The 20,764-nt window shown below is 69.5% G+C and carries 21 protein-coding genes and 1 tRNA gene; 14 read left to right on the plus strand and 8 right to left on the minus strand.

Annotated features, from left to right (window positions below; translation table 11 throughout):
• Positions 1-4: 4 nt before the first annotated feature.
• The 8 genes from K1T35_RS08365 to K1T35_RS08400 all read left to right on the plus strand — a co-directional run bounded on the left by K1T35_RS08365 (position 5) and on the right by K1T35_RS08400 (position 8,443).
• Positions 5-1,321 carry an ABC transporter substrate-binding protein gene (locus tag K1T35_RS08365; RefSeq protein WP_220259588.1) on the plus strand — a complete coding sequence of 439 codons (1,317 nt, stop codon included), beginning with the start codon at positions 5-7 and terminating at the stop codon, positions 1,319-1,321.
• Positions 1,322-2,251, plus strand: a complete 930-nt coding sequence (locus K1T35_RS08370) for a carbohydrate ABC transporter permease (protein ID WP_220259589.1) — start codon at positions 1,322-1,324, stop codon at positions 2,249-2,251.
• A complete protein-coding gene (locus K1T35_RS08375; RefSeq protein ID WP_220259590.1) occupies positions 2,248-3,060 on the plus strand; it encodes a carbohydrate ABC transporter permease in 813 nt (270 codons plus the stop codon). Before K1T35_RS08370 ends, K1T35_RS08375 begins: the two co-directional genes overlap by 4 nt.
• A 12-nt stretch (positions 3,061-3,072) precedes the next feature.
• Positions 3,073-4,095: a LacI family DNA-binding transcriptional regulator gene (locus K1T35_RS08380; protein WP_220259591.1), complete on the plus strand. Its 1,023-nt coding sequence runs from the start codon at positions 3,073-3,075 to the stop codon at positions 4,093-4,095.
• A gap of 353 nt (positions 4,096-4,448) precedes the next feature.
• Positions 4,449-6,071, plus strand: a complete 1,623-nt coding sequence (locus K1T35_RS08385; protein ID WP_220259592.1) for a hypothetical protein — start codon at positions 4,449-4,451, stop codon at positions 6,069-6,071.
• 42 nt (positions 6,072-6,113) lie between these two features.
• On the plus strand, positions 6,114-6,695 hold the full coding sequence (locus K1T35_RS08390) for a hypothetical protein (protein WP_220259593.1): 582 nt from the start codon (positions 6,114-6,116) through the stop codon (positions 6,693-6,695).
• Positions 6,696-6,799: 104 nt separating this feature from the next.
• Positions 6,800-8,182, plus strand: coding sequence for a PepSY domain-containing protein (locus tag K1T35_RS08395; protein WP_220259594.1), 1,383 nt, complete (start codon positions 6,800-6,802; stop codon positions 8,180-8,182).
• A gap of 96 nt (positions 8,183-8,278) precedes the next feature.
• Positions 8,279-8,443 carry a hypothetical protein gene (locus K1T35_RS08400; RefSeq protein ID WP_220259595.1) on the plus strand — a complete coding sequence of 55 codons (165 nt, stop codon included), beginning with the start codon at positions 8,279-8,281 and terminating at the stop codon, positions 8,441-8,443.
• 30 nt (positions 8,444-8,473) lie between these two features.
• Here the strand turns inward: K1T35_RS08400 and fmdA are convergent, their stop codons facing one another.
• From fmdA to K1T35_RS08420, 4 genes are all read right to left on the minus strand, one after another.
• Positions 8,474-9,727: a formamidase gene (gene fmdA / locus K1T35_RS08405; RefSeq protein WP_220259596.1), complete on the minus strand. Its 1,254-nt coding sequence runs from the start codon at positions 9,725-9,727 to the stop codon at positions 8,474-8,476.
• 30 nt (positions 9,728-9,757) lie between these two features.
• Positions 9,758-10,399 carry an AmiS/UreI family transporter gene (locus K1T35_RS08410; RefSeq protein ID WP_220259597.1) on the minus strand — a complete coding sequence of 214 codons (642 nt, stop codon included), beginning with the start codon at positions 10,397-10,399 and terminating at the stop codon, positions 9,758-9,760.
• A 35-nt stretch (positions 10,400-10,434) separates the two neighbouring features.
• Positions 10,435-10,713, minus strand: a complete 279-nt coding sequence (locus K1T35_RS08415; RefSeq protein WP_220259598.1) for a zinc ribbon domain-containing protein — start codon at positions 10,711-10,713, stop codon at positions 10,435-10,437.
• Positions 10,714-10,858: 145 nt separating this feature from the next.
• A complete protein-coding gene (locus K1T35_RS08420) occupies positions 10,859-11,209 on the minus strand; it encodes a hypothetical protein (protein WP_220259599.1) in 351 nt (116 codons plus the stop codon).
• Between the two features lie 152 nt (positions 11,210-11,361).
• Between K1T35_RS08420 and K1T35_RS08425 the strand changes: the two genes are divergently transcribed.
• Positions 11,362-12,084 carry a hypothetical protein gene (locus K1T35_RS08425; protein WP_220259600.1) on the plus strand — a complete coding sequence of 241 codons (723 nt, stop codon included), beginning with the start codon at positions 11,362-11,364 and terminating at the stop codon, positions 12,082-12,084.
• A 441-nt stretch (positions 12,085-12,525) separates the two neighbouring features.
• Here K1T35_RS08425 and K1T35_RS08430 read toward each other — a convergent pair whose 3' ends face one another.
• Positions 12,526-13,725 carry a triacylglycerol lipase gene (locus K1T35_RS08430; protein WP_220259601.1) on the minus strand — a complete coding sequence of 400 codons (1,200 nt, stop codon included), beginning with the start codon at positions 13,723-13,725 and terminating at the stop codon, positions 12,526-12,528.
• 813 nt (positions 13,726-14,538) lie between these two features.
• Here K1T35_RS08430 and K1T35_RS08435 point away from each other — a divergent pair.
• The 3 genes from K1T35_RS08435 (at position 14,539) to K1T35_RS08445 (ending at position 16,627) form a co-directional block, all read left to right on the plus strand.
• On the plus strand, positions 14,539-15,453 hold the full coding sequence (locus K1T35_RS08435) for a TIGR03564 family F420-dependent LLM class oxidoreductase (RefSeq protein ID WP_220259602.1): 915 nt from the start codon (positions 14,539-14,541) through the stop codon (positions 15,451-15,453).
• 19 nt (positions 15,454-15,472) lie between these two features.
• The gene (locus K1T35_RS08440; RefSeq protein WP_255621703.1) at positions 15,473-15,760 is read left to right on the plus strand and encodes a tyrosine-type recombinase/integrase; all 288 of its coding nucleotides are present in this window, start codon (positions 15,473-15,475) and stop codon (positions 15,758-15,760) included.
• 240 nt (positions 15,761-16,000) lie between these two features.
• Positions 16,001-16,627, plus strand: coding sequence for a hypothetical protein (locus tag K1T35_RS08445; RefSeq protein ID WP_220259604.1), 627 nt, complete (start codon positions 16,001-16,003; stop codon positions 16,625-16,627).
• Positions 16,628-17,039: 412 nt separating this feature from the next.
• Here K1T35_RS08445 and K1T35_RS08450 read toward each other — a convergent pair whose 3' ends face one another.
• Complete coding sequence (locus K1T35_RS08450; RefSeq protein WP_220259605.1) at positions 17,040-17,585, minus strand: GNAT family N-acetyltransferase; 546 nt, start codon at positions 17,583-17,585, stop codon at positions 17,040-17,042.
• 125 nt (positions 17,586-17,710) lie between these two features.
• On the opposite strand from K1T35_RS08450, the gene K1T35_RS08455 reads away from it, so the two are divergent.
• Complete coding sequence (locus tag K1T35_RS08455; protein ID WP_220259606.1) at positions 17,711-18,286, plus strand: site-specific integrase; 576 nt, start codon at positions 17,711-17,713, stop codon at positions 18,284-18,286.
• Between the two features lie 159 nt (positions 18,287-18,445).
• Here K1T35_RS08455 and K1T35_RS08460 read toward each other — a convergent pair.
• Positions 18,446-18,519: transfer RNA gene (locus K1T35_RS08460), tRNA-Arg, on the minus strand.
• Positions 18,520-18,664: 145 nt separating this feature from the next.
• Here K1T35_RS08460 and K1T35_RS08465 point away from each other — a divergent pair.
• Positions 18,665-20,053, plus strand: a complete 1,389-nt coding sequence (locus tag K1T35_RS08465) for an NAD-dependent malic enzyme (RefSeq protein ID WP_220259607.1) — start codon at positions 18,665-18,667, stop codon at positions 20,051-20,053.
• Here K1T35_RS08465 and K1T35_RS08470 read toward each other — a convergent pair whose 3' ends face one another.
• The gene (locus K1T35_RS08470; protein WP_220259608.1) at positions 20,054-20,710 is read right to left on the minus strand and encodes a transcriptional regulator; all 657 of its coding nucleotides are present in this window, start codon (positions 20,708-20,710) and stop codon (positions 20,054-20,056) included.
• Positions 20,711-20,764: the final 54 nt, after the last annotated feature.

A 20,764-nucleotide genomic window follows, 5' to 3' on the forward strand; every position in this document is an offset into this window, starting at 1 on the left:
TTCGATGAGGAATCGCTTGAGGGCCATGGCCGCCGCGGCCGCGCTCTGCGCACTGCTCGCCGGATGCAGCGACCCGGGTGCGGGAGGTGGCACGGCCGCCTCCGCCCCGGCGACCTGGCCGGAACAGACCGCCCGGCTCGACGGCGTCAATCTGACGATCTGGGCCTCCCAGAACTCCACGACGGTGGGTGAGAAGGTCGTCGCGGACTTCGAGGCCGCCACCGGCGCGTCGGTGGACGTCGAGACCATCCCCGACCCGTACGAGCAGGGCGTGCAGACCCGTGTCGCCACCGGGGACACGCCCGACCTGGCGTTCTGGCAGCCGACCTCCTCGATGCTCACCGCGATCGGGGCCCGCAACGTCCTGCAGCCGCTCGACGGCGCGCCGTGGCTCGAACGCACCGACCCGGCCATCCGCGACATCACCGGCCTGCTCGACGGCACCCGCTACGCCGCGCTGATCACGAGCCCGGCCGTCGAGGGCGTCTACTACAACAAGGAGGTGCTGGCCGCGGCGGGCATCACCACACTGCCGCGCACCTTCGACGAGCTCGTCGCGGCGGCCCGCACCCTGAAGGCCGCGGGCGTCACCCCGTTCTTCGAGATGGGCGGCGACCGCTGGGCCACCCAGTGGTGGGTGCAGGTGCAGCTGGCCGACGCCGCGCGCGACGGCCTGTGGGAGCGGGTCAGCAGCGGTCAGGAGAAGTTCACCGACCCGACGATCCTCGGCGCCGTCGAGCGGTACAAGGCGCTGATCGACGAGGGTCTGTTCAACGCCGACATCGCCACCGCGGCGCTGGAGGACCAGGCCGCCGCGCTGCTCGCCGGTCAGGCCGGGATGGTCGTGCAGGTCAACTCGTTCTTCTCCCAGTTGCAGGCGCTCACCGGCACCCCCGAGCTGGACCAGAAGATCGGCTTCTTCCCGATCGCCCCGTCCGGCAACATCGGTACGTTCATCCCGGACCAGAGCAACGCGCTCGTCGCGTTCCGCACCGGCGACGCCGCCCGGGAGGCCGCCGCGCGGCAGCTCATGAGCTTCTGGCTGGGCCAGGGTTACCCGGCGTTCCTCGCCGATCGGCAGACGGTGTCGCTGCAGCCGGGCGTCCCCGACCCCGACGGTGTGCCCACGGCGCTGCGGGATGTCCACGCCGCGCTGCCCACGTCCGTCGGCTCGATGCAGGCGCTCGCCGTGGCGAACCCCGACCTGTACATCTACCTCGCCGACATGATCCAGGGCACCACCACACCGCAGCAGGTCGCGAGCCAGACCCAGGCGCAGTTCGACCAGCTCGCGCGGGCGCAGGGCGTCCCGGGGTTCTAGATGGTCGCCATCGAGACCCGGGCGCGGACGCGCCAGGTCACCCCGCCCGCGCCGCAGCGCCGGCAGCGGCGGGGTGACCACCCGCTGGTCTTCCTCGTACCGGCGTTCGCGGTGCTGGCGGTGTTCTTCGTGCTGCCCACCGTGTTCAACTTCGTCTACGCGTTCACCGACTGGTCCAGCTTCAAGCCGGGGATCGCCTTCGCGGGACTGCAGAACTTCCAGACCCTGCTCGCGGACGGGAGCCTCGTCTCGTCGCTGCGGATCACCCTGGTCTACGCGGTGCTCGTGGCGATCTTCCAGAACCTGTTCGGGCTCGCACTCGCACTGCTCCTCGAGCGCGACACGATGATCAACCGGTTCGCAAGGGCCGCGTTCTTCGTGCCGGTGCTGATGTCGGCGCTCGCCGTCGGCTACGTCTTCCAGGCGCTGCTGCGCCCGGACGGCGCGCTGAACGACATCCTCGGCTTCCTGTTCGCCCGCGAGGTCCAGATCGCGTGGCTCGGTTCCACCACCTGGACGATCGTGGTCGTCGCGATCGTGCACGCCTGGAAGTGGATGGGTCTGTCGATGCTCATCTACCTGGCAGGCCTCAAGACGATGCCGCCGGACGTGCTGGAGGCCGCCCGCATCGACGGCTCGTCGTGGTGGCAGACGTTGCGGCTCATCCGGTTCCCGCTGCTGGCGCCTGCGATCACCTTCAACGTGGCGACGGCGCTGCTCGGCTCGATGAACGGCTTCGACATCGTCGCGGCCACCACGGAGGGCGGCCCGGCGCGCACCACGGAGGTGCTCAACATCTTCATCTTCCGCACGTTCGGCCAGGGCCTGTTCGCCCAGGCCACCACGATGAGCCTGGTGCTGTTCCTGCTGGTGGTGGTGCTGGCGTTCCCGGTGATCCGGTTCCTGCGCCGCAGGGAGGACGTGCTGTGAAGCGCCTCGCGCAACCGGCGGCCGCGCTGGCCGCGGTTGCGGTGCTGCTCGGCGTCCCGTTCTGGCTGGTGATCGCGACGGCGGGCAAGCCGCAGGCCGAGGCGCTGCGGCCCAACCTCGCGCCACCGTCGCGGTGGCAGCTCTGGGAGAACATCGGCACGGCCTTCACCGACGGCGAGATCACCGCGGGCTTCCTCGGAAGCCTGCTGGTCGTCGCACCGTCGGTGGTCGCGGTGCTGGTGCTCGGCTCGCTCGCCTCATGGGTGCTCGCCCGCCGGGTATCCCGGCTCACCGCCGTGCTCTACGCCGTGGCGATCTCCGGAATCGTGCTCCCGCCCGCCGTCGTGACGGTCGTGCTGGTGCTTCGCCAGCTCGGGCTCGCCGGCACCGCGCTCGGGATGATCGGCGTGTACACCGGGATGTACCTCTCCACGGTGATCTTCTTCGTCACCGGCTTCGTCCGCACCATCCCGATCGAGCTGGAGGAGGCCGCGCGGATCGACGGGGCCGGGCCCCTGCGCGTGTTCATCCGGGTGGTGCTGCCGATGCTGTCGCCGGTGCTCGCCACCGCGACGATCCTGATCTGCCTCTACATCTGGAATGACGTGTTCTACGCCCTCTTCGTGCTCGGCGGGCGCCTCGACACGTTGCCGCTCAACCTCTTCCAGGTGGCGAACGCCGGGCTGTACCTGCAGAACTGGCACCTGATCTTCGCCTACGTGCTCACGATGAGCGTGCCGCTGCTCGTGGTGTTCGTGCTGGCCCAGCGGCGGATCATCGCCGGCGTGACCAGCGGTGCGGTCAAGTAGAGTGCCGCCGACATGACGAGGCCGCCGGTGATCGCCGACGTCGCCCGCCACGCGGGCGTCTCGGTGCCCACCGTCTCCCGGGTGCTCACCGGCAATGCCCGGGTGAGCGAGGACAAGCGCCACCGCGTCGAGCAGGCGATCGCCGAGCTCGGCTACCGCCCGAGCGGCGCCGCCCGCGCGCTCAAGCTGGGGCTGGCCCGCACCGTCGCGGTGCTCGCGGGCAACACCTCGCGCCACGGGTACGCCGTCACCCTCGAAGGCATCGAGGAGGCCGCCCGGGCCCGCGGGAACGCGGTGTTGATCAGCGTGGTGGAGGACACCGAGCCTGCGACCATCGCCGCGGCGATGGAGCCGGTGCTCGCCCAGTCGCTGGCCGGGGTCGTCGTCCTGACGTTCGACCCGCCCGGCGTGGCCGCCCTCTCCGCGGTGCCCCGCGACCTGCCGCTCGTGGCGGTGGCCGGCGCCCGCACCACCGGCATCGCCCAGGTCGTGATCGACGAGGACGCCGGCGCCGCCGAGCTCACGCACCACCTGCTCGCCGAGGGGCACGCCACGGTGCACCACGTGTCCGTCCCACCCTCGCGCCGGCGGGAGGACGGCCGGACCCGCGGCTGGCGCAGGGCGCTGCGCGAGGCGGGCGCCCCGGTACCGCCAGTGGTCCCGGCGACATGGGATCCCTCGTCCGGGGTGGCGATCGGCCGGGAGCTCGCCGACCGGGCGGGAGTCACGGCCGTCTTCTGCGGCAACGACGAGATCGCCATGGGCGTGATCAGGGGGCTGGGTGAGCGCGGGCGCCGCGTGCCCGACGACGTCAGCGTGGCGGGGTTCGACGACCACCCGCTCGCCCGGTTGTGGGCACCGCCGCTCACCACCGTGCGCCAGGACTTCGCCCGCATGGGCCAGGAGGCGTTCGCGCTGCTCGCGCGGCAGATCGACGCCGTGCAGACCCGCGCACTCCGGCCGCCGGCACGCCTGGTGCGGCACGCGGCCCCTCTGGTGGTGCGAGGCAGCACCGGACGGCCGTCGCGGAGCTGACCGGGAGCTCGCACACCGACTTCGGTGGCCGCACATGAACTGCAGTCGGTGTGCCAGCGCAGATGTCTATGTGCGAGCCGTCAGCGCGCGGGCCTCGAACCTGCGCGATGACCCTGCGTGGACGCCTCGTCCACAGCGAGTTGCTCACCCATTCGGGACCCCGATACGCCGCCACGGGCGCTTGCGCAAGGATCTGACCCACCTCGATCGGAGGATGGAAGAGCACCTTGCAAACTCAGGCGAGCGGCGCCCATCCGCTCAGCGGGATCGCTGTCAACGACTGGCCGTGCGACCGTTGCCACGCCGACGCGCGGCAACAGTGCCGAACCTTGCGATCCGGGAAACAGCGGAGGGTGGCGCACCTCGCCCGCTGGTCGACCGCGGTCGTGTTCACGCTGGCGACGAGGTGGTTGCCCCGGCTCCCGGAGTGGGACCGGCTCACGCTCGCCACCCGCGCCGTCGGCGGGACGGAGGGCAGCCCGCCCCCGGCTGCCTGGAACGACGTCACGGCGGTGCTGTGGCAGGCCGACCAGCTGCAGAAGGCTCTCGTGCGTCGCATCGTCGACGACGCCACCCCGTTCGTGGACGCCTCCGAGCTGCGTCGTCCCGGCCTGCAGCTGGCGGCGGCGATGAAGGAGGCGGGGAACCTGCTGCGCCAGCAGCACCTGCAGGACGATCCCCGGCGGGCCGAGGTCGACATCATGGTGCTGCCCGACCGCGAGGACGAGCAGCCCTTCACCCTCGCGGAGCTGCGGGCCGCCCGCGATCTCGGGCAGGTGCACGTCACGGCGGCCGACATGGCCCGCCGCGCCGCCGCCGTCGCCGAGACCGGCGACGGCGCCGCCCGCTGGACCGTGCGCTGGGACCCGTCCGGCCAGTTCGACGCGGAACCCGTCCCCGGCGACGTTTCTGGCGACGACGGCGACCGGCCCTCGGTCCGCGGCTGGGTCGCCCACCCCTCGATCGTGGCCGACGAGCTGGGGCGCTGGAGCACGCGGCCGAGACCCGCGGAGGTCACGTGGCGTGGCGCGCCGCCGTCGCCGAGCTCACGGCTGTGCACGTTCACCTCCGAGGCGATGCCGCGGGTGACCGAGGACCAGGCCGCCACGGCGTTCATGGCGCGCCGGGACCTGATCGCCGAGATCGTGGCCGAGATCGACAGCCTGCGCCGCAGCGTCCCGCGGGACCGGATCGCGGAGGACGTCGCCGAGCGAGCCGCCCGGGTGCAGGCCGAGGAACCGCAGCTCCCCGACCTGTTCGCGCCCAGCGACTCGTGGGCGTGCACGAGGGCGGTGGAGTGGGTGCGGACCCGCGCCGTCGTTCGCACTCCCGACGAGGTGTGGGGGCAGTTCGACCGCGACAGATCCGACGACCCCGACCGGGGCGAGGTGTGGCTCCCCGAGCGCACGGCCGAGCTGCTCGCCGTCGGGTACGCCGACGTGCCGGCCTATCTCACACGCCACTTCGGCGCGCACAGCGAGTCGGGAGCGGTGCAGCTGCTCCGGATCCCGGGGCCGGCGGGACCGCTGTACACGGTCGGCGCGGGGTCGCACCGGGCCCACCTGTGCCGCATCCTCGGGCTTCCGTGGATGTTCTCGGTGACGACGATGGTGTCGTTGCCGCGGCGGATCGAGACCACCGCCGTCACCCCCACCGAGCACGGTCCGGAGGGGTGCCGCGAGACGGCCGCGCTGTGGCGGGGTCTCCTCGCGCGCGGGCTCGTCCAGGGGGAGCTGATCACGCGGTACTCCGACTGGGTCGTGGAGCTCCGCATCGAGTACGCGCTCGCGCCGTGGCTGCTGCTGCCCGCCGACCGCGCCACGGCCTACAACCAGCGCTACGAGCTGCTCCACCCCGGCGCGATGGCCGACGCCGGTATCCCGGACACGGCGATGCGCAGCCCGGAGGCGTGGCGCTCGTGGCTCACAGCGCCGCTTGCCGCGCGGGCAGCAGCCGGTAACCGCGACGTTCCCTGAACGTACACACAGCCGTCACCCGCCTGGGTACGGTCTGAGCCCATGTCGGGACGGCGAGAGCGCGAGGGCGGACACCGCGCCCATGTGCTCCCGCAGAGCCGCGTCGGCCGCACCGCGGCGGCGGTCGCCGCTGCCGGCATCACCACGAGCGGCGGCCACGTCCTCGCCACCGGCCACGCACCCCCGCTGATCGGCCTCGTGCTGGCCCTCGCCCTCACGACCGCCGCGTCGTGGTGGCTGACCCGCGACGAGCGTGGCTGGGAGCGCCTGGCCGCCGCCCAGCTCGTCGCGCAGCTCGGTGGCCACGCCCTGTTCGTGGGCACCGCGACCGATCCGGCCGTCCACGCGGGCCACGGCGTGCTCGGGCCGGAACTGGTGCTGCTCGCCCACGTGCTGGGCGCCGCCGTATCGGGAGCGTGGCTGCGCTGCGGTGAACGCCGCGCCGTGGAGGCCGCCCGCCGTGCGGTCGCGGCGCTGCGCAGGCTCCTCTGCCGGTTGCTGGCGGAGTGGCGCACGGCCCGTCCGCAGGCGCGGCGGCGCCCGGTGGACGCACCCGCCCGGGTTTCGCTGACGCTGCGGCTGCGGCATTCGATCGTGCACCGGGGGCCACCGGCGGTCTGCTGACCCGCCTGCCTCACCGGCCGATCCGGCCCGGGCACGCCGCGATCTCCGCTCCGCGGTGCCCACCGGACCTGCCGTCCCCCGCTGCCCTCGAATCCGGAGACCCCATGTCCGTGATCCCGAAATCCGCTACGAGCCCACCCGCTCCCCGCACCCGGTCGGGCTGGCGAGGCCTCGTGCTGCGCCTGCACTTCTACGCCGGCCTGCTCGTCGGACCGTTCATCCTGGTGGCAACGGTCACCGGCGTGCTCTACGTGCTCACCCCCCAGCTCGAGTCCGTCCTCTACTCCGAGCAGCTGCGCGTGCCGCCGACGGCGCAACAGCTCACGCTGGCCGACCAGGTGCGCGCGGCGGTGGCCACCGAGCCCGGCGGCGAGCTGGCCGCCGTCCGGCCCGCGCCCGAGCCCGGGGCGACGACCCGAGTGCTGTTCAACGACGAGGCACTCGGCGAGTCCGAGCGCCGCACCGTGTTCGTCGACCCGGGCACCGGCGAGGTGCAGGGCTCGCTCGTCACGTACGGGACCAGCGGCGTGCTGCCGTTCCGGATGACGATCGACCAGCTGCACCGCAACCTCCTGCTCGGCGAGCCGGGACGCCTCTACAGCGAGCTCGCCGCGTCCTGGCTGTGGGTGGTCGCGCTGGGCGGGCTGGCGCTGTGGGTTGCGCGGTGGCGGGCCCGCCGCGCCTCCATCCGCGATCTGGTCCGAGCGGAGCCGGGAGCGCTGGGCCGCCGCCGCATGCTGAGCAGGCACGGATCGCTCGGTGTCTGGCTGCTGCTCGGTGCCCTGTTCCTCTCCGCGACCGGGCTCACCTGGTCCGCCTACGCCGGTGAGAACGTGTCCGCGCTGCGTGCCTCCCTCGGCTGGAGCACCCCGTCGCTGGAGTCGGGCGGGCACGCCGGGCACGGCGGCGGGCCTGGCGCCCATCATGACGTCGACCCCGCCCAGTTCGATTCGGTGCTCGCCACCGCTCGGGCCGCCGGCATCGACGCCGGGCTGATCGAGATCGGGCTGCCCGCCGAGCACGGCGCGGCCTGGACCGTCACCGAGATCAAGCGGAGCTGGCCGACCGAGGTCGACGCCGTCGCGGTCGACGGTGACACCGGTGCCGTGGTGGACGAGGTGCGCTTCGCGGACTACCCGCTCATGGCGAAGCTCGCCCGATGGGGCATCGACGCGCACATGGGCGTGCTCTTCGGCGTGGCCAACCAGCTCGTGCTGGTCGCGTTCGGCGTCGGGATGATCACGCTGATCGTGCTCGGCTACCGCATGTGGTGGCTGCGCAGGCCCACCCGCGGGCGAGGCTGGCGGCTCGTCCCGCGCGGCCAGCTCCGCGGCGCCGCGTGGCCGGCCGTGATCGTGGCGGTCGTACTTGCCGTCGTGCTCGGCTGGTTCGCGCCGCTGCTGGGCGTCAGCCTCCTCGCCTTCCTCGTGATCGACGCGCTGCTCGCTCGCCGGTCACGAAGTGTGCAGTCACCGAACCGACCGTAACCTTTCGAACGTGTCTGCATTGCACCAGGCAGAAGCGAGCGGCGACACCACGTGAACTCCCGCGGGGTGGTGCCCGCAGCGTGACGGGAGGAACCCGTGAAGAACTTCCAGGTCATGGCCCACTGGTTCTGCGGCGACTGCGACGTGGAAGGCCGCGACGTCGCCGCAGAGCCCGAGTGCTGGAACTGCGGCGGGACCGTCACGGTGACCGCGCGACCCACCGTCCCCACGGAGCACCGCCCGGCCGATGGAGGCGCCTGACCCACGGGTCAGGCGCCGCCGCTGGGCAGGTCAGGACGTCACCGCACACTGACCCCGATCCTGGCGGACCGGCCCGGCCGCCGACGGCTTCACGTCGAAGTCGAAGATCGCGGTCGGCAGGTAGAGCGAGCAGCAGGCGTTCGGGATGTCCACGATCCCGCTGACCCGGCCCTCGATCGGCGCCGAGCCCAGCAGCAGGTACGCCTGCTCGCCCGAGTAGCCGAACTTCTTCAGGTACTCGACGGCGTTCAGGCACGCGCGCCGGTAGGCCACGGTCGCGTCGAGGTAGTAGTTCTCGTCGGTCTCGCGGTCCACCGAGATGCCGATGAACGTCATGAACTCCGAGTACCGGGGTTCCACGTTGCCCGGCATGAACACCGGGTTCGTCGTCACGCCATAGGCCTCCATCCCGCCCTTGATCAGGTCGATGTGGAAGTCGATGAAGCCGCCCATCTCGATCGCGCCGCAGAACGTGATCTCCCCGTCGCCCTGGCTGAAGTGCAGGTCGCCGCCGGAGAGCTTCGCGTCCCTCACGTGGACCGGGTAGAAGACGCGCGAGCCGCGGGTGAAGTTCTTGATGTCGTGGTTGCCACCGTTCTCCCGGGCGGGAACGGTGCGGGCGCCGTCGCGGGCGATCGCCTGTGCCTCCGAACCCGCCGCCGTCCCGCCGAGCGCGTTCTGCTCGAGCGGCGGTAGCGCCAGCGGTGGCACCCGGTTCGGGTCCTTGTCGATGAGCGCTCGCTCCCGGCGGTTCCACCGCTCGAGCAGCTCGGCCGACGGTGCCGTGCCGAACAGCCCGGGGTGGGTGATGCCGGTGTAGCGCACCCCCGGGAGGTGCCGTGACGTCGCCACCTGGCCGGCGAAGTCCCAGATCGCCTTGTAGGCGTCGGGGAAGTAGTCGGTCAGGAAGCCGCCGCCGTTGGCCTTCGCGAAGACGCCGGTGTAGCCCCAGCCCTGGCCGGGGGCGTCGCCGTACTCCTGCGGGGCCTGCACGGGGCCGAGGTCGAGGATGTCGACCACCAGCAGGTCGCCGGGCTCGGCGCCTTCCACACCGATCGGCCCGCTCAACATGTGCGCACGCGTGAGGTCGACGTCGCGCACGTCGTTCGCCGAGTCGTTGTTGCCGATCTGGGCGTCGGTCCACTCGCGGCACTCGACCCGGATCTGCTGCCCGGGGCGGACCATCACCGCGACGGGCACGTCCGGATGCCACCGGTTGTGCCCGGGAACCGCCTGATCACGCATCGACTTCGCCTGATCGACGCTGAACACCACATCGGGCATCGCAGATCCTCCTTCGTCGATACTTGTCGATCAACCCGGCGCCGGATGGGCGGTCGGGGCATGCCTCGCCGCCGGTGCTCCCGGCGCGCGAGGGTGGATGTAGGCGTAGAGGGCTCCGAACACCACGACCCCGCCGACGGCCAGGCCGATCGCGATCGCGTCCTCGTTCCGCCACATGTCGGTGAGCAGCAGGAACGCCGGGATCGCGGCCGTCACCCACGCCTGGATGATCGTGACCCATCCGGTGTAGCGCCCGATCCACTCGTGCTTGAGGCCCAGCAGGACGAAGAAGAGCGCCCACAGGAAGGCCCAGTAGAGCCAGATGACGCCGAACGCGCTGTCGCGGAGGATCGCGAAGTTCGCCCACGAGTAGCCGAGCGCGACCACCGCGACGAACAGCGAGAACCAGCCGACGCCGGTGGTGTCGAGCCCGGCGAGCAGGTTGATGCCGACGTAGAGGTAGGTGAACCCGAACAGGTACAACCCCGACGCAGCGAGGATCGCGGCCGGGTCGTTGTTCGCCGTGAAGATCAGGTACGTGGGCGTGACGACCTGCAGCGCCCCGACGAACAGGTTGATCGGCGCGGCCGCTCTGCCCTCGACCACCCCGAGCAACAGCAGCCCGTTGATGAACAAGACGGCTCCGACGTACAGGAGACCGACCAGACCCATAGTTCGACCCTCCTCGGTGGCACCGGCGGCGTGGGTCAGGGGCGCGGCAGGCGCGCCTGGCGACGGTCGGCCGGGGCGCGCCTGCGGGCGGCCCGCGGCACCGACGTGACGACATCCGGGGCGTCCCGGCTGGCTTCCTCGCGCAGCCGCTCCCGCGCGAGGGCCGGGTCCATGCGGTTCAGCTGGGGCGCCGACCAGCGCCGCGGGGACGGATCTCCGCAGGTGGGACAGGTGCGTTGCGCGTCGGCCGCCCCCATCGGCAGCGCCACCGCCCACGGCCCGCATGCCGGGCACCGGTACTCGTAACGCACCATTGCGTCCCACCGCCCCCGATCGAGGAGGCCGAAAGTAGACCTGCGGCCCCTGCCGGGACAGGCCCTAACGGACCCCGGGGCGGCGCCGCCGGACCCGCCGGAGGACGTAGTCGGATGCGCATCAGAAGGCGGGGAGCGTTAGGCCTCAGGGCTCGACCGTGGCGAGGATCTTATCGACGTCCTCGGGATCGGCGTCGTGCTCCACCAGCACCTGGCGGATTCGGTCCTGGCCCGGCTGGCCGGGCGGGTAGGGCCGGTCGCCGATCAGGATGCGCGCCCAGCCCTGGGGATCGTCGACATCACCGCGGCGCAGCGCGGCCGCCACGTCGTCCTCGGATGACCGGTTGATCGACTCCTTCTGAGCGGGTTGTGCGGTGGTGCTTCCCAAGCCCGGCAGGCTGGGCTGGTCCGACCCGCTGCGCGAGCCACCGACGCAGCCCGACAACGCGGTCGCCAGCAGGATCGCGACCGCGGCACGCATCCAGTTCCGCTCCATCGCAGGGTGCGTACCCGGTGGGAACGAGGTCAATCGGTGCGATGGCGCGATCGTTCCGAGCTGCAGCCGCGCGGGTGGACAAGCGACGGAAGATTCACCTGGCCCTGTATGCAGTCAGCTTTCGCGTGCACACGAGTACGAGGAGACAGGCGATGGATGCAACCGACGACACCGTGACGTCCACGGATATGGGCGGGACCGAAGCGCATCCCACCAATCCGTTCGGACCGGAAGCAGCTGGGATCCTCTCCACCGAGCATTGGAGCCTGCTCAGCTCGCGGTCCCTGATCTGGAACGAAGCGATGAGCCGCACCACGGTCTTCCTCAGCCTGCTGTCGGCGACGATCGTCGCGCTCGCACTGCTGGCCGACGCGACAAGCTTCGGTGAGCAGACCACGACACTCGCCCTGGTCCTGCTGCCGATCGTGCTGCTGCTCGGCATCGTGACCCACGTGCGCCTGGTGGCGATCAACAACGAGGAAGTGCGGACGATGCTGGCCATGAACCGGCTGCGCCACGCCTACCTGAAGATCGCGCCCGGCCTGAGACCGTACTTCAGCACCGGCTTCCACGACGACGAGCGAGGCCTGGCCGCCAGCTATCTGATGATCGGCTCCCGAGGAATGCGACCGTGGAGCCAGTTCCTGCAGGCCATGGCCACACTCGTCGCCACCGTCGATGCCATGCTCGCGGCGAGCATCGTGGTGCTGGCCATGCAGGCCGCCGACGCGTCCACGGCCGGCATGATCGCGGCAGCCGCCTCCGTGTTCCTGATCGTCTGGGGCGCGTTGGTGTTCGCACAGCGCCATGCCTTGGAACCGCTGCGTCACACCCCACCGCGCTTTCCCAGCCCGATCGAGATCGAGGATGCATGACGCGGCGGCGTAATTCGGTGCCGCACTGCTGGCGTAATCCACGGCGCCCGGCAGATGGGACTGCTCGGCGGTTGTAGAACTGTGCGCGTCCTCTTCCCGGTTCACTATCCTGGCCGCCGAGTTGGCTACATGCATCAGACCATGGCTAGCCCGGCAGGCGGCCGCTGTCATTCCCTGTCTCTGGTACTGACAAGGAGACGTAGAGAGGTGTGCCGATGATGAATATGCGATCTTCTCGGTCGCGAATGATGCTGAGGCACCTGGCCACGGCGTCCACGGGCTGCCAATCAGGACCGAAGGCCTCGACAACCGAGTCGAATTCAATTCTGCGAAAACTGTCCGGACCATCATCTTGCGCTAGCTCAGACGTTGCATTCTCTGCGCCGCCACTGTCCGACCAATCTTCCGCGGAAAGTTCTTCAAGCAGATGGCGAATGCCGACTATCCCAGAAGCCGAGTACCCCCACGGACCGCCCACAAGATGATCTGCGGGCCGGTCGAGCAGATACTCCGCGGAACCGCCCAATATGAATCGAATACCACCCCTCTGGCCGACAAAAAGTGCCCCTCCGATATCTTGGCCCGGGACGCCGTAGACAACGGGGGTTGCTGCCAGCTTGAACCAATGCCCAACCTTGAGCGTGGTGTCGGTGACGTCCTTGAATCCGTGGAGTTGCTCAATACTGGACTCGACAGGTGAACAAGCGCAATCACGTCGGCGGCTTTGCTGTCCGGGCTCGTGCCGATGCCGGGGGTCCACAGACCGAAATCGTTGCGTAGGTCGGCGGGGCGCGACTTCTTGACTCGCTCCCATACATCTGGATTGATCGAACGGCCGATCCGTCCGACCTTGCGGGCGGAGACGTAGATGTAGTCCCGCGCGGACTGCGCGGTATCCGCCAGCAGCGAGGTACGTGCATGTGCACCTGACTGGCGGTCTCGCATAGCCTCGATGATATCCGACTTCAATGCCAAGTAGCTCCGGTGAAGATGTGAATCTGGGCGTATGATTGAAAAGTGATCCCCAGGTAGAACGCCGGCATCGGGGAATGCGCCCCGTGCTGACGTAGGAGTAACCACGTTGTCCTGCTCGCCTGCGTAGACGCGAATCCCAAGGCGATGCCCCTCCACACCGGTATCGTCAGTATGGATTATCCGGTTTATGACTGTCGAATGGGCTGAGGCCACGCTTTCATTGATGGGTCGGAGCTGTTGCTCGTGCGGGTGTCGCCAGAGTGGCCGGGCAAATCGCCGGGCTATGGCAAATAGTTCGGAGCCAGAGTTTGGGCAGGCGAACATCACCACTTTAACGATACTCGCCAGCTCCGACGTGCGTGCATTCATGACGGTGCGAGCAAGATGTCGCTGGATGATCAGCCCACCTTGACTGTGGGACACAAGAATAATGTTCTCGGCATTAGTGACCTCGACTCGCAGAAATGTGGCGAGGCTGTCAGCCAGGACGTCGAAGTCGGGAATCCGACGCAATGGGTTCAAGTTGAGCTTTGGTGTCGGATACTCAAAGTTGCACATCTCTACATCGCCCAGTGCGGGATCGGTCTTCACGAGGTCTTGTAGCGGCGTCCACGTCTGGGCAGATGAGAATAGTCCGTGAACGAAAACTGCAGCTGTCCGAGTCATTCGGCCACCCCCTTAAGGGGCGTTGGTTGATCGACGCTGTCAGTGGCCTCGCTTTCATTCAGCCAGCAGCTCGCGGGAGCAGTTTGAACTTTCAAAGTCCTACGTATCACCACTTGCATGTTCCCTTCAGGCGTGACTGGTCGTAGATGCTGTGACTATATCGTGTGGTCGTCGGCAGGGTGTGTGCGTTACCGACGTGTTAGTCCGGCCAGATCGCAGTGCTTCAGCTCGAACAACGGGTGTCGCTCCGGAATTGCAGTATTCGGAGCAGGAGTGACATGCCTGTCGGGAAGTGCCCTGCGAGAGCGCGAAGATCGAAGGGATGGCCGTCCAGCTGAGCCCACACGTCATGCGCGAGCTCCGGGAGGGGACGCGCACGATGTGCACCAGCGACGTTGCCGACGAGCTCCGGTCCGGTCCGGCACGAGATGGCACCAGACGGCACAGAACGGCAGGTCAGAACGCTGCAGGCGACGAGACGCCTGGTCAGTGGCAGTTTCGCCGACTACCGCTGACACACGGGCTTGACCAGCGGAGACTCATCCGACGCCCGCTGCGTACGCGGTCGCCCTGGTAGGCCTGCGGGCGTACCCAGGCTGCTCCATGTGAACCCATCTACCCACCGTTCGCCGATCGGCCGCCCTCTGCGGTTCCCGGCGGTCACGAGGCGGGCCACGGTGGCCTGGTCCAGCTGCGGTTTCCGGGAGTACTCGTCCAGCAGCGCCCGACGTGGCATCGACAACCGGATCCTCGGTCGCCTGAATGGCGGCGAGTAGCGACCGGCGGCCGACAGGCCCAGTTCGGAGGGCAGCCATGCGCACCAGCCTGTTCACCTACTTCCACGACAGCCTGCGGGCATCGCCGGTCGACGACTATGTGCACGATCTTCGTGCGGCCCGCGACGAGGGGTTCAGCCACGCGTGGACTGTGCAGCTGCCATGGGATCCGGACGCTCTGGTCACCCTGGGCATCGCCCTGCGGGAGGTCGACGGTATGACGCTCGGCACCGGCGTGCAGCCGATCCAGCTGCGCCAGCCGATGTCGCTCGCCCAAGCCGCGCTCACCCTGAACCTCATCGGCGGCGGCCGCTTCCGGCTCGGCATCGGCCTGACCCACGCATTGATCTGTGACGCTATGTGGGGCGTGCCGTGGGACCGTCCGGTCCTGCGGCTCAACGAGTACCTCGACGGGTTGCAGCCGCTACTGGCCGGCGAGACGGCGGATGCGACCGGCGAGTTCTACACCACCCGGGGCAAGGTGAGTGTTGCTGGAGCCACCGCGCCGGCGGTGTATGTGGCCGCGATGGGGCCGCAGCTTCTGCGCATCGCCGGTCGGCGCACCGCCGGCACGATCACCTTCCTGACCGGTCCACGCACCCTGGCCAACTACGTGGTACCGACGCTGCGTGCCGCCGCTGAGGAAGCGGGTCGGGAGGCTGAGGTCGTCGCGGCGCTGCCGATCTGCGTCACCGACGACGTCACCAAGGTTCGCGAGCTCGCGGCCGAGACCTATGCGCTGTACGGAACATTGCCGTCCTACCAGGCGATGCTCGCCCGCGAAGGTGCCCAGGGGCCCGCCGACGTGGCGCTCATCGGCGACGAGGACGCGGTCAGTGCCCGACTGGAGGAAATCCGGGCGGCCGGGGTCGCCGAGTTCGCCGCGCACATCTTCGGCCCCGGCGACGAAGAGCGCGCTCGCACGCGGGCATTGCTGCTCCAGGCGGCATAGCGGCCGGCTCGCAGGGACGGTGGGTGTTCCCCTCGACCGCGGGCACTCTTTTCGGGACCCGAACAACACACGCAAGCAGCTCCGGCAGGTTGTCGCCGGTACCGGGCGGGAGGGCCTGCACCCGCACGCGTTCCGGCACCTCGTTGCGACTCGACTCGACGCCGAAGGGCTTTCTGCTCGGGAGATCGCCGACTACTTGGGGCATGAGCGCATCTCGATGTCGCAGGACGTCTACATGGCACGCCGGGTGTCCGGCGCCGCTGCATCGGCCGCTCTGGACCGGTTCGCGCCAGGCCGCAAACGGTAGCCATTCGGAAGGCCGATCTTCGGTGGCGAGAGGGCTCGCCGCCCTGATCAGGAAGTTTGTGCCCCCGGCAGGATTCGAACCTGCGACCTAGAGATTAGAAGTACCTTGCATCGCGTGTGCAGGCGTATTACCAGCGGATTTGTGGAGCGCCAGAGGGGCAGTCGACCCGGAGACCGAGTACGGGCAGGGATGGATCGCCCGTCTCGAGCGAGCCCCGGCTCGCACTGGCATCCTCCTGGCATGGGGGACGACGAGGCGAGAGTCCGGGAAGCGCACGCGCGGCAGCTGCGGCGAGCGATGGCGCCGGTGAACGAGGTGCCGGTGTTGCTGCCGTGGTCGGGCGTGCTGGCTCGGGCGGAGGAGGTTGCAGTCCTGCTGTCGGCAGCGCACCTCTACACGAACGGAATCGAGTTCGAGCTCAGCGTCCGGGGACGCGGACAGGGCGTATATGACCTGCACGCGCCGGCAGGGGGTGTCCCGGACGCGAATGGTCACATGCTCTGCTTCGGCGTTGAGGGGGCAGACGGGCAGGCCGTGGCCAACGTGCCGAAGGACGGGGCGTCGGGGAGGCCGGATGAGGGACCGTCCTTGACCGGTGGAGGCGGGGGCGGAAGCAGCGGCAACGCAGCCGTCGCCTACCTGCTCCACCCGGTGCCGGCTTCCGGGCCGCTGACCATCTGGTGCGCCTGGCCGTCTCGCGGTATCGAGGAGACGAGCGTGGTATTCGATGGGGCAATGCTGGTCGAGCTGGTCGAGCAGGTCGAGGTGCTGTGGCCGGCCGACACGACGCTCCGGCGGCCGCCTCGGCCGAAGCCGAATCTGCCCGCTGGCGGGTGGTTCGAGGCGTATGCCACAAGACCCTTCTAAGAGCTCGGTGACCTTGTCCCGTTCCCGCCGGTTGAGTGGCACTACACCGTCTGCCAGGGCGGGAAGCCCGCCGGCAGCAGCTCCTTCTGGGACTTCTCCGTCAGCGACTCCTACGGTTTTCTGGCCCGCATGGCGGGCGCAATGCTTCTGACCTGCGGATTCACGTGGCGTACATGTTCGCCATGTCTGGCGCAGGTCCGAGCTCAACGATCCGCCGCGAGGAGTGTGCTCGCCCGGGCGAGTCTGCGTCGGGTGTAGTCGGTAGTTGGTCGGGAGGGACGGGAACGAATTGGAGGGAGCGGCGGCGAGTGCAGGTCGCCCGGAGACGCGCACGACGCACCCAGACAAGGCCAAAGCGATCACGCAAAGTCGACCAGATCCGGTCTTCAGAGATCGTCAACGGGCATCTAAGTCATCGTTCCTGTCGACCGTGCTGGCGCTGCTTGACTTTCCGCTCGTAGAGGCTCGTTGGCCACCGTGCATGTGGTGGATCGCCAACGTGCTTGAAACCCACTCTTTCGTAGTAGCGCCGTAGCGCGGGGTTGTTGCTGGCTGTCGCCAGCCGCACGTATTGCCACCCGCGTTCGACTGCTTTGCAGGCAACCCAGTCGATGACGTGGTAGCCGAGGCCAACGCCGCTCGCGCGACGTGCGACCGCGAGCCTGGAGATGTAGTAGGCAGGTGCGGTGCCCGAGCCCCAGAGTTCGGGGTCGCCCTCAGCGACGGCGAGCGTGGCGATGGGACGTTGGGCTTCTCCCACCAGGAGCGCTTCTCCCGCAGCGATCTGGGCTTGGATGGAGTCTGTTGGAAAGCGCGGGGGCCATTGCGTGATGCCTCGACTATGGAGCCAGGCAGCGGCTTCGGCCAGCAGGTCGAGCACGATGTCTTCCTGACCAGGTTGAGCAGGCCGGATGAGGACGTCGTCGAACAGTCGCTCGGGGCGAGAGAGGATAGCCACAGGGTTGATCGTGCCCGCGGATCGTCGCGGGGCTGCACTTCGCGGGTTCCTGGCACTCCGCCAGACCTCGACGAGGCCCTCTAGCGTAGGCGACCTAGCTCGAGCCGGCGGTGGGGGAGCTGCGCTTGAGCGACCTGCGCGTGTCGACGGTGGACAGGCTCACCCGGGAGGTCCGACAGCGACGCGGTTCGGCGTCGGCGCTCCACGCGAAGGTGGTTTTGTCGGGCGTGCTCGGACTTGCAGTGCGCCATGACGCGATTGACGCGAACCCCGTCCGCGAGCTGACACCGGCGCGGAAGTCGAAGCCCACCCGGGAGAAGGCCGTGCTCGGCGAGGACGGACTGAGCCGGCTGCGCGAGCACCTCGCCGGCTCCGACGACGCAGCCAAGTACGACCTGCGGGACCTCGTCGACGTGCTGTCGGGCCTCGGTTGCCGCGTCGGGGAGTTGCTCGCGCTCGACTGGACACGAGTCGACGACGTGGCCGGCACGATCGCGATCGAGGGCACGGTGATCCGGGTGCCGGGCGAAGGCCTCATCGTGCAGTCACACACGAAATCTCGGGCGAGCATGCGCACCATCACGCCGCCCGCGTGGGTGCTGGAGCTGCTGGTGAAGAGGCACACCGACTCGCACGGACCGTGGGTGTTCCCGTCGACCGCGGCTTTCCGCCCGGGAGATCGCGGACTACCTGGGGCATGAGCGCATCTCGATGACGCAGGACGTCTACATGGCACGCCGGGTGACCGGCGCCGCTGCGTCGGCCGCTCTGGACCGGTTCGCGCCAGGCCGTAAACAGTAGCTATTCGGTAGGTCGATCTTCGGCGGCGAGAGGGCCCGCCTCCCTGATCAGGACGTTTGTGCCCCCGGCAGGACTCGAACCTGCGACCTAGAGATTAGAAGGCTCTTGCTCTATCCAGCTGAGCTACGAGGGCGTGGGCGGTTCCGCCGGAAACCGCATCCCGAGCCTAGCGGCTCCCAGGCCAGAGGCTAGGCCCGGGCGATCTTTTCCGGCACCCGACATCCACCGTACGGAAGTCCGGGGTGGCCGGACGTCCGGACCCGGAGAAGAGTTGCCCCATGGCTGCGACGAGCCCCGGCTACTCGATCACCGTCCGCGCGCACATGAAGAAGGGGTCCGGTGGTGCCGCCGACATCGCGTCGGCGGTTTCGGCGGCGGGTGGGGCGTTGACCGCGCTGGACGTCGGCGGCTCCACCGCCACGGAGCTCGTGGTCGACGTGAGCTGCGACGCGATCGACGGCGCGCACGCCGACCGGATCTGCGACGCGATCTCCGCGCTGCCCGGCGTCGCGATCCACAAGGTGAGCGACCGGACGTTCCTGCTCCACCTGGGCGGCAAGATCGAGGTCACCCCGAAGGTCCCGCTGAAGCACCGCGACGACCTCTCGCGCGCCTACACGCCCGGTGTCGCGCGGGTCTGCCGCGCCATCGCGGACAACCTCGACGATGCCCGCAGGCTGACCATCAAGCGGAACACCGTCGCGGTGGTCACCGACGGGTCGGCGGTGCTCGGCCTCGGCAACATCGGGCCGGCCGCCGCCCTGCCGGTGATGGAGGGCAAGGCGGCGCTGTTCAAGCAGTTCGCGGGGGTCGACGCGTGGCCGGTGTGCATCGAGAGCCAGGACGTCGACACGATCGTCGAGATCGTGCGGAACCTGTCGTCGGTCTACGGCGGGATCAACCTGGAGGACATCGCGGCGCCGCGGTGCTTCGAGATCGAACGCAGGCTGCGCGACCTGCTCGACATCCCGGTGTTCCACGACGACCAGCACGGCACGGCCATCGTGGTGCTCGCGGCGCTCACCAACGCGCTGCGGATCGTGGGGAAGTCGCCCCAGCAGGTTCGCGTGGTGCTCAGCGGGGTCGGTGCGGCCGGGCACGCGATCGTCCGGCTCCTGCGCACGCAGGGGTTCGAGGACATCGTGGCGTGCGGACGGCGCGGGGTGCTGCGCCCCGAAGACGCGGGCACGGACGAGTTCCGCCGGTGGATCGTCGAGCACACCAACCCGCGCGGCGTGCAGGGAAGCCTGGTCGACGCGCTGCGCGACGCCGACGTCTTCATCGGGGTGTCGGCTCCCGACCTGCTGACGGGGGAGCACATCGCGACGATGGCGCCCGACGCGGTCGTCTTCGCCCTGGCCAACCCCGTGCCCGAGGTGGACCCGTTCGCGGCGGCGGCGCACGCGGCGATCGTCGCCACAGGGCGCTCGGACTTCCCGAACCAGATCAACAACGTGCTCGCGTTCCCCGGCTTCTTCCGCGGGATGCTCGACTCCGGCTCGCACGAGGTCACCGACCGGGCGATGCTCGCCGCGGCCACCGCCATCGCCAACTGCGTCAGCCCCGACCAGCTCGCGCACGACTTCATCGTGCCGTCGGTCTTCGACGCGCAGGTGGTGCCCGCCGTGGCGGAGGCGGTCCGCAAGGCGAGCGCTCCTAACGAGTGATCAGGACGCCGTCGCGCGGATCTGCTCCAGGTAGTTGTAGGCCGTCACTCGCGAGATGTTCAGCCTCCGGGCCACCCGGTCGACCGCGCGCTTGACGAAGAACGCGCCGCGTTCGTCGAGGAACGTCAGTACGGAGAGCCGGTCCTCGCGGTTCATGAGCGCGACGGTCTTGCCGGTCTGCTCGATCGCGCCGTCGATGAGCTTCTCGAGCACCTCGCTGATGTCGGAGGCGAAGACCTCCTCGTCGCGAGCGGTGGCGTCGTCGACGGCCGGGCGCAGGGCGGCGTCGAGGGCGGCGCGCGCCGCCTGCAGCGGCGTGAGGTCGACGTTGATGCAGAGGGCCGCGATCACGTGCCCGTCGGCGCCGCGGAAGTAGACCGACGACGAACGCAGCTCGCGTCCGTCGCCCGTGCGGCCCTTGTACCCGTACTCGTCGTGGTCTTCGGCCTCGCGGCGGAGCAGTTCGAGGCCGCGGTTCGTGGACGGCCCGCCGACCGCGCGCCCCGTGACGTGCCCGTTCTCGATCGCGACGATCGTGCGCTCCACGTCGCGCTTCGACAGGTCGTGCAGCACCACCTCGCAGTGCGGGCCGACGGCGGCCGCGATCGCCTTCATGATCGGCTCCAGCGTGGGCAGGAGACCCTGCGGCGTGCTCATCGAGAAATTCTGTTCGGGTCCTTGACTTGTTGTCAAACGTCCTCGCAGACTCCC

The organism is Pseudonocardia sp. DSM 110487 (assembly GCF_019468565.1).
Taxonomy (GTDB): Bacteria; Actinomycetota; Actinomycetes; order Mycobacteriales; family Pseudonocardiaceae; genus Pseudonocardia.